Origin of the sequence: Shewanella sp. SW24 (assembly GCF_025653395.1) — a bacterium.
In the GTDB taxonomy this organism is placed as follows: Bacteria; Pseudomonadota; Gammaproteobacteria; order Enterobacterales; family Shewanellaceae; genus Shewanella; species Shewanella oncorhynchi.
In genome coordinates, this window is sequence record NZ_JAKKSH010000002.1 from 263,811 (window position 1) to 278,427 (window position 14,617).

Here is a 14,617-nt window from a genome sequence, read left to right on the forward strand (position 1 = left end):
CTAGTTCGCCTCAGCCAATCCGGTTAACGCAGGCCCTATCACTAGGCAGCCCAAGGGTGGCACAGTGATCAGCGCGCTCTGCGCCATCCCCTGCCACGGCAGCGACTCAGCAACCACAGTGCCCGCATTACCTTGGTTACTGCCACCATAAATCTGGCTATCGCTATTAAGATATTCGCGGTAATCTCCTGCCAAGGGCAAACCAATACGGAACCCAGTGTGCAATTGGGGCGTCATGTTGATGACAAACACTAACGGCGCATCACCTGCTAAGCCGTAACGCACAAAGGTAAAAATGCTGTCGCGGCTATTCTCACAATCTAGCCAACTAAATCCTGCGCCCTCGTAATCTTGAACCGATAAGGCTGGCATTTTTTGATATAAGTGATTGAGATCTTTAAGCCAACGTTGCACACCTTGGTGCGGTTCATAGGCCAATAAGTGCCAATCTAAACTCTGGTTATGGTTCCATTCATTTCGCTGACCAAACTCGCAGCCCATAAAGAGTAATTTCTTACCTGGATGCCCCCACATAAAACCGTAATAGGCACGCAGAGTTGCAAATTTCTGCCAATCATCACCGGGAATTTTATGCAGCAACGAGCCCTTGCCGTGGACCACTTCATCGTGACTTACGGACAACATAAATTGCTCGGTATAGGCGTACATTAAACTGAAGGTCAATTGATGATGGTGGAACTGGCGGTAAAGCGGGTCACGACCCAAGTAGCTTAAGCTGTCGTTCATCCAGCCCATATTCCACTTAAAACCAAAGCCGAGACCTTGCTGATCCGTCGGCTTAGTCACCCCCGCAAAAGCGGTGGACTCTTCGGCAATCATGCAAATGCCGGGGAAAGCTTGGTACAAGCGTTGATTCAAAATTTGTAAGAAACTGATGGCCTCGAGATTCTCCCGTCCACCATAAGCATTAGGCAGCCATTGGCCCGGCTCGCGGCTGTAATCGAGATACAACATAGAAGACACGGCATCGAGACGCAGGCCATCAAAGTGGAACTCCCGCAGCCAGTAACAGGCATTACTCAACAAGAAGCTGCGCACTTCACCGCGGTCATAGTTATAAATCAGGGTATCCCAATCGGGATGTGTGCCCTTGCGAGGATCTTCATGCTCATACAGACATGTGCCATCGAAACGCACTAAGCCGTGGGGATCCTTAGGGAAATGCGCTGACACCCAATCGAGGATAATACCAATTCCCGCCTGATGGCAGGCATTCACAAAGGCCTTTAACCCATTGGCATCGCCAAATCTGTGGGTCGGCGCATAGAGACCCACTGGCTGATATCCCCACGAACCATCAAAGGGAAACTCGCTGATCGGCATCAGTTCGATGTGGGTAAAGCCTTGCTCCTTCACATAGGGAATAAGCTGTTCAATCAAGTCTTGATAATCAAGATATTGCTCGCCTTGCTCTCCCTTACGACGCCACGAACCTAAGTGCACTTCGTAGGCCGACATGGGCGCTTTATGCCAAGCAGTCGCCGCTCGCTTACTCATCCAAGCGGTATCATTCCAGCTATGGTGGGCTTTTGGGGGCACGATAGAAGCATTGTGGGGCGCGCATTCCATTTGGGTTGCCATGGGATCGGATTTAGTATGGCGCTCACCATTTTGATAAACCAAATCAAACTTATAGTGTGCACCTTCAGCCACATTGGGTAAAAATAGCTCCCATAAACCATTGGCAATATGTTGGCGCATCACATGGCGAGTATCGTCCCAATGGTTAAAATCTCCCACCACAGACACCCGCTTAGCATTAGGTGCCCACACACAAAAATGCACACCTTCGACACCTTGGGTTTGACGCCAGTTGGCACCTAAAAATTCATAGGCGCGCTCGGCGCTGCCTTCACCAAACAGGTAAATATCGTCACTATTGAGCAGTGAATCAAACTGATAAGGGTCGACTATATCTAACTGACACAGGGGATATTCCACCCGTAGCAAGTAGAGAAACGGCTTGACGCGTCGTCCCAGAGTGCCGGCGAACAGTCCCTGCTCGTTGACCTTGTCCAGACTCGCCACTTTGCGGCCATCTTTAATGCTGATCACATCCACACTGAGGGCATTGCGAAAAAAACAACGAACAATTAATGCCTTACCCTCGTTGGCACTGTGCATACCTAAGAGCGAAAAAACATCAGTGTATTGACCATTAAGTAGGGCGACGTCGGCACCATCGTAGAAATAGGCATTGGCTTGAGTCATCATTTTTCTTCCGTTTATCAGTCAATTAAACTTACAAATTGGCACTCTTTACCCACATCCCCCCCCTAATAATCGAATCTTTAGGGATGGCATAATGTGGTGCGACATAGGCAGCCTTTCGCTAGTGCTAGATTTAGCTCGGTAGCTGTCTCGCCACAGCGATATTTTGTAATCGCTGCAGTATCTCTGGCGAAGTCGATACTTGCGTTAAATTCAGCGGCAGGCGACGCTGCCAATTTGGATATTCGAGCCAAGTACCGGGAATATTCACCGCATGGCGATCGGCTAATAAATCGCACAGTTGCACGCTGTATAGCGCACTATTACCGCGAGCTCCTAAGGTCATCCAAGCCGTGAGCAAGGTTTGAATATCGAGTTCGGCTATCGTCACATCGGCTAACAGACCTTGAGAGACTAACAGTGAAATGAGTTGCTGCTTTTCATGTTCACGCCCCGCGAGCGCCTCGCCTAGCTGCTCGTCAGTTTCAAACAGGGATAACTGTCGACGCAGGTGTAAATCGCTGCCACACCACCAAGCCACTAAAGTCGGCACATCGTGGTTCGCCAGCATCATTAAGCTTTGGGACTTATATTGATCCGGTGATTTAAAGCCTTGATGGTCTTTGCAGAAATAGAACAACTCGTTGGAATAAATGCCAGAAGTGTAGAGACGATGAATAATGTCAGGTGGCACCAGTCCTAAATCTTCGCCAATCACCACACAGCGAGCACGTTGGCTCTCAAGGCAAACGATGGCAAGCAAGGTTTCGACGGGATAATACACATAGGCACCGTGACCGAGTTGCTTATCCAGCGGCCACCACCAGAGTCGCAGTAAGCCCATCACATGATCGATACGCAAGGCACCACAGCTTTCCATATTGGCGCGGATCAAGGCGATAAAATGACTGAAATGATGTTGTTTTAACTTCACAGGATCGAGTGGCGTTAAGCCCCAATTTTGTCCTTGGGGTGCAAAGGGATCGGGCGGTGCACCTATGCTGGCATTCAAACAAAACTGCTCGGCATTAGCCTGTACTTCACTGCCCTGCAGCGCTGCACCGACGGCCAAATCACGGATCAATCCCAGCCCCATCCCAACCTCTTTAGCTTTTAGCTGACAGAGGTGTAACTGCTTTTCAGCAACAAATTGCAGGTAAAGATAGAAACCTTCCTCTTGCACAAACGCTTTAGGACTACGTAAATATTCCGCTTGAGCAAACTCTTGTAGTGCACTGCCCTGCTCACGTACAAACTCATGGAATCTTTGCGCTCTGGGCGTGTCGTTCGCCAGATGCGTATCACAAAAAACGCGATATAACTGCTCAAAGGCACGGTATTTCAGCTCGCTCACTTTAGGATAATCGAGCCAATTATCACGATTCAGTAAGGCGATAGCCTCTACCCAGGTAGCGCTTGAAAATTCAGTGGCAAGAGCTTGATATTCAGGAACGCTTTGTAATTGAATATAAAGAGGATTAAGTCTGCGGCGATCGCACGGACTATAGGGACTCGGATGCTCTGGCGCCGCGATATCGAGGGCATGCAAGGGATTGAGTTGAATGAAATCCGCGCCCTGCGCCGCCACCAGCCCGATCAGTTGTTCTAAATCACCAAAGTCACCAATGCCCCATTGGCTCTCACTGCGCAAACTGTAGAGTTGAACGCTGATCCCCCAAGGTTTATGGCGTTTACCTTGGGCAACAGCCGTGAGTACGCCTTGGTAGGCGGCCCGCGGCGCCACCATTAAGGTGCCAGAAAACAAAGTACGAGTATCAGCCTCTACAGTCACACTGCCCTCTAGCGCAGAGCTTGGCGCTTGTGTACTTGTCGATAGGGCATGTTTTAAGCTTAAGGCTATACGATGAAAGCCCAAACCTAACACAGAGAAATCACTCGCATTTTTGTCTGCTACTTGCACAAATGAGTCTTGGTTTTTTGTGAATGCAGGGTTGTTAGTGAACTCTTGGCTGCTCAGGAAATAGGACGCTAAATTCACCGCTTCAGTCTCGGCGGGAATTAAGTTGTCAGGGAAAGCTTGGGTCTTGGCCTCAGCTAAATCGAGGCGTGCGAATCCCAGTTGCGTAAGATCAAGGCGATAGTGTAGATAAAGCGTTTGTTCAATGCGGTAATCGCCAATGGACTTAAGCGCCGAGAAAGGCACATCGAATACGATGGACTCACCCTGTTCGCATTCAATCGCCACACTCAGATCTGAGGTATAGGTTTCCGGTAAACAAAGGCTTATCCAAGGTTCATCCACAAAACACCAATGGAATTCAGGTAGCACCTGAGTCCAAGGACGGGCATCCAGTAGATCAATTTGCGACGCTATCAGTGCTTCGGTCAATACCGCATCGACACAGGTCAGCCCAGCATCACTCGATAACGCTTCTGTAGCAGAAGCATCAATGGCAGTCCCTGCCACGGTGTTTTTTTCCTGTAACATACAGGTCAAGATACCTTGCCTGTCTACCTCGGAAATATGGATATTTTGGCCAAAACAATCAGTAAATTCTGCCCCAACTCCCCGCAAATACAGCAACTTTTCCAGCCCCATATTTTGTCGCCCCCGCGACCGCTCATCCATAGCTTTAGATATACAGTAACCATGCCAACGAAAAGTAACAAGAAGATGACATAAATATTTCAGAGAAATAACAAAAAACATTTTCAAAAAATCAGTAACTTACTAGAAGCACTCAGTTAAGTTGGCGCTCAGTAGCTATCAGGATATAAAGAGTGGAATGCACTAAATTGGGGCATGCGTTCAGCAAGAGGGCAAGCATGGCTCCTAAAGCATGCAATAAGTGAAGAGCAAAGGGATAGAAATAACATGACAAGCGTAAGTCATTTTTATGTCATTGCGTTCAGACTAATACTAACAAATACGTCAGGTGACATATTAACCACAGACATCAGTGCAACACTTTGTATCAATTGCGTTTTATAACTTGAACAGCCTATCTCTCCTCTGTCAACATCTCGTTTCGCTACAGCATAGAAACATAATAACAACATTAAATTCATGGAACCTGATATGCCATCGCATATACGTCAGTGGCTCGCTCCCATGGAATGCTAAAGCAAAAACACCCCAATGATGATTGAGAATAAGGATATGAAATGAAGAAGTTATCAGGATTACTATTTGTCGGCTGCATTGCCTTGACGGGTTGTGAAGGAAGTACAGATGGTGATTTAACGCCGACGCCACCGACGCCCGATCCCACTCCGCCAGCCTTAGCTGCGGATGTGTGTTATTTAATGAAAACCACGAAAGGCGATATCACACTTGCCATTGACTTAACTAACATGCCAATCACAGGTAAAAACTTTAAGCAGTATGTTGATAAGTCATTCTATAACGGCACCTTATTCCATAGAACCGTTAATAACTTTATGATCCAAGGCGGCGGTTTTACCACTGGGCTCAAAAGCAAACCAGGCGATGCCCCCATCAAGAATGAAGCCGCAGTCGGTATTAGCAACAAACGTGGCACTATCTCCATGGCTCGCACGGATGATCCTAACTCTGCAACATCACAGTTCTTTATCAATGTGTTAGATAATCCACATTTGGATGCGTCTGCGAGTAATTATGGTTATGCCGTGTTTGGCAAAGTGGTCGACGGCATGGATGTGGCGGATCAAATCAGCATAGTACCGACAAAAAACAGCGGTGGTTTTGCTAATACGCCAGTGCAAGAAATCCTGATTAACTCTGTTGCTAAAACAAGCTGCCCTGCTGCTTAAGCATCTAAAAGACGCACAGCTAAACGACATCTAACTAAAAGCAAAAAAGCACTGAAGATTCAGTGCTTTTTCATTTTAAAATCTAATCGATTTTAACGTCTAATCAATTTAAAGCATGAGCTAAACGATTACTCATCCCCTTGGATCTTCCCCACCAAGAGCATAGGCGCCGCATCAATTTTATCGGCGTCCATCATAGTCGCTATACGCTCAACGGCTGAGAGCAATTGACTCTGCTCCCATTCTTCAAGATTCTGATAACGCTTAATAAAATGATCCTGTAGCGGTTTAGGTGAGTCCTGTAACAGCGCTCGGCCCGCATCGCTAAGGTATAAATGCACCTTACGTTTGTCAGTCTCACTGCGCAGACGGATCACTAAACCACGGCCCTCGAGTCGATCGATAATGGTCGTCACAGTTGCAGGGCTCAGCGTAATTTCTTCCGCCACGGTTTTAGCCAATGGCGCATCCAATTGGGCGATTTTCTGCATCACCATCAATTGCGGCCCAGTTAAACCTGAGTGTTTGTTTAGCTGGCGAGAATGAATGTCGATAGCGCGTATCACTCGGCGCAGCGAAATAAGCAGTTGTTCGTACTTTTCCATCGTTCTTTTCATTCTCCCCATTCTAAGCAACGAGTGCACCTTACCAGAAAGCGCGACTGAACTCACCCACGGGAGGCACTTTTATGGTAAAAGTCCCTTAGATTACAACATGAATTGACGCGATACTGACAACACTAGACGCTCGTCACTGGTATCTAAGTTCATGCTGGTATCTTCGGCGGCAAGACTGAAATCAAAGCCACTCCAACTGGTCAGATAGGCGATACGGAAATGATTAAAGGATTTGCCACCATCCCATGACCATTTATCCTCATCAAGTGATGTCGAGCGATCGACACTAAAGCGAATATCATGTCCTTCAGCGACACTGACAGTATGGCCAAGCAACATAGTGTAATGCTCACCACCCAAACCAAAGTAATCCCATGTATAGGTCAACTTAGCCTCAGAGTGACCCAGTGAACTATCATATCCTAACTTGCTATACAGCTCAGGATAGTTGTACTCATCGGAAAACGACTCGCCGTGGTAAGTATAATAAGCCAGTCCGACATCGAAACTCAGTTGCTCATTGAGCTGATAAAACTTACCCGCATAGGCATCGAGCTCCAACCAAGTGTCATCGCTGCCCCCAAAGTCGACGTTCGAGGTAAAGCCGCCCACGTACCATCCCGAATCAAAACCGTAATCCAAATTGCCTTGCAGCGCTGGGCCGTTGTCCGTTTGACTGACACCGTTAAAAGTGTAATCCGACGTCGCCGTCACAGTGGCCGATAATCCGGCATTCGCCACAGTCGACATCAATAACAATCCGCCGGCGACAAGATAAAAACATTTTGATTTCATTATTAATTTTTCCATTAGTTAGCTAGCTCAATTTTAGTAAAGTCGATTTTGTTCTCTTTTGGCGAGCGCTCAATGGCACGAACAGTTTGCAATTGCGTCATCATGATGTAACCAAAACAGCTAAAGATCAGGCCCAGTGCGATTGCACCAACCCATTGAATTTGAAGAAAGTCTAATTGAAACAGTAATGTCAGACTGCAGAGTAAGACTAAGTTAAAACTGACATATTTAAGCTTGCCTAAGCGCTCAATCGTCAGATTAAGATTATCGGTATAGAGGCGCACCAGTGAGTCGAGTGAATTGATTACAAAGGTAATTCCCACAATCACCATCGCCAGATTATAGAAGCCCGAGGTATCTAAGCCATTGGCGCTGTAGTAATAAAGTACAGTGAACCAAATCGCGATGGGGATAGACGGAAACACCATCATGGCCAACAGCACTTGATAGGTTTTCATGCCACCGACAAAGCGCGAGGTAAATTGGCCTATCATAATGCTCCACGCAAACCACCAGAACAGATAAAACTCATGGTAGTCATTAATGGGTAACACAAAATGTTGAATATTGCCGAAGTAGTCACCCAGCATGGCAAAGGTCGTAAAGAACTCGCCCACACTCGAGTCAGCCGATAAAAATGCACTGGCCCACATCATGGCAATCAGGCCTAAAAATAACCAGGTGCTCGCCAGACTCAAGATACGCACATAACGTATGCTAGTGCTGGAATACACAGCCGCGGCGATCACCATAAATACGATTAAATAGAAGCTACCGACTATGGTTTCGCCATCACCTAATTCGGGTAAATACCAAGGTAAATTGCTCAATAGCAAATAGGCGGTAAAGGCGCAGGTGCCAATAATTACGATATTATTGATGAACTTAACCCAAGGAATATCGAAGAATCTCACCCTAGGCTCGATGACACAAAAATAAAAACAGGTTAAAAAGTAGAAGCTCCAAATCAAGAAGGCCCAGAAGCCAAACTCAATCGCCAGCGGATTACTAAAGCCGTATTCAGGACTCGCCGCCACATTGGCGTAACCCGCAAACTCGGTGAGCGGAAACATGATCAAGCCGACATCAAGTCCTGAGGTAAACAGAATCGCGATAAAGGTAAAAGTACGCACAGGCGTCACGCCGATACAGCGAATATTGCCCCAGCGATAAATCACAAACGCAATCGCGGTAAAAGTGAACAGTATCCCTGCGGATAATAACCAAGTCATAATGAGCACTCAGTCCCAGTCGATATTGGGTGTAAGTCGGCATCTGGATATAAACCCATAAAATGTAACTCCATGTTTTTATTTAATAATAAAAACTGATCCATTTTTAAAGGCAACGTTCTGCCCTCAAGCCTTAAATATCGCTACTTAAAAACACTCCGCGATAGTTAAACCCTGATAGATGATCAGTCGTGAAAGCGGTCATTTGCACACTCACTGCGGGCTAACCGACCCTTTAGACAAAATGAATCATGACTCTTTTGAGTCATCAATTAATGAGTCATTTCAAAATTGAAGCCGCCAGTCCATCGATACGACGGACCGAGCAGGCACTTATGGCGTTAACTTGCGCCGTTAACTTGTCGCAGTACTTCTTTGTGTAGTTTGCCAAGCGTCGGCAACCACAACAGCACAGTCCGCTGGCGCTAACATCTCAGCCTCTAAAATCATATCCGCGGCGCGCTCGGCCAACATGATGGTCGGCGCGTTCAAATTGCCGTTCGGGATAGTAGGGAAAATAGAAGAATCCACCACCCGTAAATTCTGCAAGCCATGCACGCGGGTTTCGGGATCCACCACCGCCATCGCATCCGTGCCCATCTTGCACGAGCAAGAAGGATGATAAGCACTCTCAACCGATTGACGCACAAAGGCATCGATTTGCGCATCGGTTTGCACTTGTGTGCCGGGTTGAATTTCCTCACCACGATACTCATCGAATGGCGCTTGATTGATGATCTCACGAGTCAAACGCACGCAGGCCCTAAAGCCTTCAATATCATCGGGATGCTGTAAATAATTGAACTGAATTTTGGGCGGCGCTTTAGGATCTGCCGACACTAAGGTCACGGCACCACGACTCTTAGGCTTGTTATGGCCTACATGTACCTGAAACCCATGACCCGCAAAGGCTTCTTTGCCATCGTAACGCATAGCCGCAGGTAAAAAGTGGTACTGTAAATCTGGCCATTCCAGACCCGCTTTTGAGCGAATAAAACCACAGGACTCGAAGTGATTCGTGGCCCCTAAACCGGATCTATCTAAAATCCACCGAGCACCGATTAAGAACTTGCTGAAAGGATCTAACTTGCCATTGAGTGAAATCGGTTTAAGGCATTTGAATTGGAAATAAAACTCTAAATGATCCTGTAAATTCTGACCAACACCGGGCAACTCATGTTGTAACTCGACCCCTGCATCGGCCAATACTTGGGGATCGCCAATGCCTGATAATTGCAGTAAATGCGGCGAACCTATTGAGCCCGCAGCTAAAATCACGTCTTTGTTACAACGAATATCTTCAACTTTACCTTTGTGTTCAATGCGAACGCCAACAGCCGTTTGTCCTTCCAATAACACTTTATGCACTAAAGCGTGGGTCACAACCGTGAGGTTACGTCTGGCCATCGCTGGGCGTAAATAGGCATTGGCGGTTGACCAGCGTACGCCTTTTTTGACCGTCATGTGCATAGGGCCAAAACCTTCTTGCTGCGCCGCATTATAATCGGCGGTCGATAAATACCCCGCCGCAATGCCCGCATCCACAAAGGCTTGATATAAAGGATTCTGCATCTGATTACCGTTATTCACCCCTAACGGCCCTGACTCACCGCGATACTCATCACCCCCAAAGGCCCAGGTTTCCGCCTTCTTAAAGTACGGTAAGCAGTGGCTGTAATCCCAATCGGTCGCCCCTTGCGCCTGCCACTCATCAAAGTCCCTGGCATGACCACGGACATACACCATGCCGTTGATCGAGGATGAACCGCCAAGCACCTTGCCCCGAGGGCAATGCATCTTGCGATTATCTAAATATGGCTCAGGCTCAGTTTCAAACTGCCAAGCATATTTAGGGCTGTTCATCGGAATTGATAACGCCGTCGGCATTTGAATAAAGATGCTCTTATCGCTACCACCGGTTTCTAATAACAGCACTTCGTTTTTAGGATCCTTTGACAAGCGATTGGCGAGCACACAACCCGCTGATCCTGCACCAACTATGATGTAGTTATAATATTTTTGCTCTAATGACTGAGTCAAAATGCCTCCTTAAAATGGGCTTTCTAAGGGCTGCAGACCCACATAAACGGCTTTAACTTGGGTGTAATGCTTGAGTGTCTCGCTACCGTTTTCACGGCCAATACCCGACAACTTATACCCACCTACTGGCATTTCGGCTGGCGAGGCGCCATAGGCATTAATCCAGCAAATACCCGCCTGTAACTGATGAATGACCCTATGGGCACGGCTGATATCTTGGGTAAACACCCCAGCGGCCAAGCCCATGGCGGTATTATTTGCCCGAGCAATCACTTCGGCTTCATCTTTAAAGGTAAGCACGGACATTACAGGGCCAAAGATTTCTTCTTTACAGATGCGCATCTCGTCGGTGCAATGGGTGAAAATCGTCGGGGCAACAAAGTAACCATTGGGAGCATTTTCCGGCGTTAATGCTGTGCCACCGGTGAGCAGAGTTGCGCCGTCATCGATACCTTGCTGAATATAATCGAGTACTTTTTGCTGGTGATCTTTGGAGATCAAGGCGCCAAAGTTAGTCTCTGGCGCCATAGGATCGCCCACCACAATATTGGTTTGAGTACGCATAAGCAGTTTTTCGATAAAACGTGGATAAACTGACTCATGGACAAACACCCGCGTCCCATTAGTACAGACTTCACCTTGGGTATAGAAGTTACCGAGCATGGCACCTGAAACGGCATTATCGATATCGGCATCGTCAAATACGATAAGCGGTGATTTACCACCGAGTTCCATAGTGACGTCTTTTAATGAACTTGCCGCCGCGGCCATGACTTTTTTACCGGTACCGACTTCGCCCGTGAAGGACACTTTGGCAATATCTGGATGCCCCGTTAACCAAGCGCCAACCTTGCCGTCACCCATCACGACGTTAAATACGCCATCGGGCAGACCCGCCTCACTAAAGAGTTGCGCCAATTTCAGTGCGCCAAGCGGCGTTTCTTCCGAAGGTTTAAAAATCATCACATTGCCGCTAGCTAAGGCAGGTGCGGCCTTCCAACAGGCGATTTGTAATGGGTAATTCCACGCGCCAATGCCAGCACAAATGCCTAAAGGCTCGCGGCGGGTGTAATAAAAATCCCCACCGACTTGCTGCTGCGCGCCTTCAAGCCCTGGGGCAATATGGGCGAAAAATTCGATAGCATCTGCGCCTGTGACCACATCAACCACTGAGGCTTCTTGCCAAGGTTTACCTGTGTCGCACACTTCGATTGCCGCGAGTTCATCATTACGAGCCCGCAATAATGCGACCGCGTTTAACAGAATACGGCTGCGTTCGGTGGCACTCATGGCAGACCAAATCGCAAAGCCTTTTTTGGCGCTTTCGATGGCCGCTTGCTGAATTTTTTCATCGGCCACTTGCACTCGATACGCCAATTGCCCCGTGGCAGGATTGACGACGTCGAAGGTTTCGCCGCTGTCGTTAGCGAGCAACTGACCCGCAATAAAGTTGTACTGAACTTCTACTGATACTGACATGTATTAACTCCATGCTGCTTTATCACGTTATGGATAAAGGTTTTGCATAATTTTTCGGCCTGAACAAAATCCTGCTCAGGGGTTTCACTTAAGGCGCTGCGTAACCAGAATCCATCGATCATCGCCGCCGTTTGCTCAGCAGCCATCAGGGCAAACTCTTTGGGCAACACGTGCCGAAAGGAAAAATGTAAGTTGCTGTATAAGCGGCGACTATTGATATTCTGCAAACGGGCTAACTGGGGATCGTGGACGGCCTGTGCCCAAAAACTCAGCCAAGTGTGAGTGACATTTCGTGAGCGCTGTAACTCGGTAAAATTCGCTTCAACTATCATCATTAAGCGCTCTGTTGGCGCCAACACTTGTCCTTGGATTCGATTGAGCAACGCCTGCTTTAACTGCTCGAGCAAGTGGCGCAGCGTCGCTTGGATTAAGCCCTGCTTACCACTGAAATAATGACTGATGATCCCCGACGACATCCCCGCCAACTGACTAATGCTGTTGATGGTCGTGTGCTGCAATCCATGCAAGGCAACCGATGCTAATGTCGCATCGATAAGCTGCTGTCTGCGTATCAATTTCATTGCGGCTTTAGGCATAAATACTCAAGGAATAACCACTCTCTCAATACTCTGAACGACGTTAATTGAACGTTCAATTAACAATCATGATAATGATTAGTGATGTAACTATCAACCTAAAATAGCACAGTGACAAAGCTCACAAGTTAGTTATGTAAAAATGAATTAATGTGTAAAAAAAAGTTAAATGTATAGATTTCTTTGACTTACGGCCCTACCACAACCACAGCAGCACGCATAAATTAATATTAGATATCAAACTAATTAATTGGAGTTAATGCTACAAATGAGAGTATTCATGAGGTTTAACCTCTGTTAGATTTAACAATTGAGCCGTCAAACTTGGATAAGAAAGTGGGATAAAAAGTAAACGAAAAATGCACAGAAATGATGCATCACCAGGGGCGCTAACAACGCTAAAAAAACCATATCGTACGCCAACACTAATACCCGTCATAAAAGTCCGAAATTTAGTTACCCAGTTCCAACTTTAGTGGGAAATTACCCTCAGATAAGCGCCGAACTCGATCAAGCTCACACTTTCACTACCTCCAAATTGGTAGCTTGATCACCAGAAAAGAACACAACTTAATCTTTACAAGCAAATAGGTGGATTTTATGGCTGCTAAATTTTTTATTCCTTCTGTCAACGTATTAGGCCAAGGCGCAGTGGATGATGCTATCGGTGACATCAAAACCTTAGGCTTTAAACACGCACTCATAGTGACAGATAAACCCTTAGTCAAGATTGGCTTAGTGGGTGAAGTGGCCGAAAAACTCGGTCAAAATGGCATTACCTCCACCATCTATGATGGCGTACAACCTAACCCAACCGTGACCAACGTCGAAGCGGGTTTAGCCCTGTTAAAAGCCAACAAGTGTGACTTTGTGATTTCACTCGGCGGCGGATCACCCCATGATTGCGCCAAGGGTATCGCCCTTGTTGCCACCAATGGCGGCAGCATTAAGGATTACGAAGGGTTAGATCAATCCGCAAAACCACAATTGCCGTTAGTGGCCATTAATACGACGGCAGGTACTGCCAGTGAAATGACGCGCTTCTGTATCATTACCGACGAAGCCCGCCACATTAAAATGGCGATTGTCGATAAACACACCACGCCTTTGCTGTCGGTCAACGACCCTGAGCTCATGCTGAAAAAGCCTGCGAGCCTAACTGCCGCAACCGGTATGGATGCACTGACTCACGCGGTTGAAGCCTATGTGTCTATTGCAGCTAACCCGATCACCGACGCCTGTGCGATCAAGGCTATGGAATTGATTCAAGCTAACTTAGTCAACGCAGTTGAAAACGGTCAAGACATCAACGCCCGTGAACAAATGGCCTACGCCCAATTCTTAGCGGGTATGGCGTTTAACAATGCCAGCTTAGGTTATGTGCATGCGATGGCGCACCAATTAGGCGGTTTCTACGATCTGCCCCACGGCGTGTGTAACGCCCTGCTGCTGCCCCATGTGCAGGAATATAACGCCCAAGTCGTCCCTGCACGCTTAAAAGACATTGCCAAGGCTATGGGTGTCGATGTGTCTGCGATGACAAATGAGCAAGGTGCCAGTGCGGCGATAGCGGCAATCAAAAAACTGTCTGTTGCGGTTAAGATCCCTGAAAACCTAACCTTATTAGGCGTGAAAGCGGAAGATATTCCAACACTTGCGGATAACGCGTTAAAAGATGCCTGTGGATTCACGAATCCAAAACAAGCGACCCATGCGGAGATCTGTCAGATCTTCACTAATGCGCTGTAATTGTGCGTAGTAAGTGCCATTCCTTATCTATCGTAAGTTATCGCACTATAATCGTGCGCTAACTTGCTGGATAACGACTTATTGTCCTGCTAGTGCGTAAACACGACTTCATCCTCCAATG

10 protein-coding genes are annotated in these 14,617 nt (G+C 47.3%); 2 read left to right on the plus strand and 8 right to left on the minus strand.

The features are described 5' to 3' along the window. Nucleotides 1-2,235, minus strand: a complete 2,235-nt coding sequence (glgB, locus tag L5M17_RS02965; protein ID WP_263145100.1) for a 1,4-alpha-glucan branching protein GlgB — start codon at nucleotides 2,233-2,235, stop codon at nucleotides 1-3. 130 nt (nucleotides 2,236-2,365) lie between these two features. Further along, a complete protein-coding gene (malQ, locus tag L5M17_RS02970; protein WP_263145102.1) occupies nucleotides 2,366-4,792 on the minus strand; it encodes a 4-alpha-glucanotransferase in 2,427 nt (808 codons plus the stop codon). A gap of 566 nt (nucleotides 4,793-5,358) precedes the next feature. Between malQ and L5M17_RS02975 the strand changes: the two genes are divergently transcribed. Then, nucleotides 5,359-5,988 (plus strand): peptidylprolyl isomerase, encoded by a 630-nt coding sequence (locus L5M17_RS02975; protein ID WP_173497052.1) that lies wholly within the window; start codon nucleotides 5,359-5,361, stop codon nucleotides 5,986-5,988. Between the two features lie 128 nt (nucleotides 5,989-6,116). On the opposite strand, the gene L5M17_RS02980 is transcribed toward L5M17_RS02975, so the two are convergent. The 6 genes from L5M17_RS02980 to betI form a co-directional block, all read right to left on the minus strand. Further along, nucleotides 6,117-6,593, minus strand: coding sequence for a MarR family winged helix-turn-helix transcriptional regulator (locus tag L5M17_RS02980; protein ID WP_006080852.1), 477 nt, complete (start codon nucleotides 6,591-6,593; stop codon nucleotides 6,117-6,119). 102 nt (nucleotides 6,594-6,695) lie between these two features. Continuing rightward, the gene (locus L5M17_RS02985) at nucleotides 6,696-7,400 is read right to left on the minus strand and encodes a TorF family putative porin (RefSeq protein WP_168823341.1); all 705 of its coding nucleotides are present in this window, start codon (nucleotides 7,398-7,400) and stop codon (nucleotides 6,696-6,698) included. Nucleotides 7,401-7,414: 14 nt separating this feature from the next. Continuing rightward, nucleotides 7,415-8,632, minus strand: coding sequence for a BCCT family transporter (locus L5M17_RS02990; RefSeq protein WP_263145106.1), 1,218 nt, complete (start codon nucleotides 8,630-8,632; stop codon nucleotides 7,415-7,417). Nucleotides 8,633-8,986: 354 nt separating this feature from the next. Next, nucleotides 8,987-10,672 (minus strand): choline dehydrogenase, encoded by a 1,686-nt coding sequence (betA, locus tag L5M17_RS02995; RefSeq protein ID WP_263145109.1) that lies wholly within the window; start codon nucleotides 10,670-10,672, stop codon nucleotides 8,987-8,989. Nucleotides 10,673-10,681: 9 nt separating this feature from the next. Further along, nucleotides 10,682-12,151 (minus strand): betaine-aldehyde dehydrogenase, encoded by a 1,470-nt coding sequence (gene betB / locus L5M17_RS03000; protein ID WP_263145111.1) that lies wholly within the window; start codon nucleotides 12,149-12,151, stop codon nucleotides 10,682-10,684. After that, nucleotides 12,136-12,747: a transcriptional regulator BetI gene (betI, locus tag L5M17_RS03005; protein WP_263145113.1), complete on the minus strand. Its 612-nt coding sequence runs from the start codon at nucleotides 12,745-12,747 to the stop codon at nucleotides 12,136-12,138. The genes betB and betI overlap by 16 nt, the downstream gene beginning before the upstream one ends. 600 nt (nucleotides 12,748-13,347) lie before the next feature. Between betI and yiaY the strand changes: the two genes are divergently transcribed. After that, nucleotides 13,348-14,496, plus strand: a complete 1,149-nt coding sequence (gene yiaY, locus L5M17_RS03010; protein WP_263145116.1) for an L-threonine dehydrogenase — start codon at nucleotides 13,348-13,350, stop codon at nucleotides 14,494-14,496. The last annotated feature ends 121 nt before the right edge of the window (nucleotides 14,497-14,617 follow it).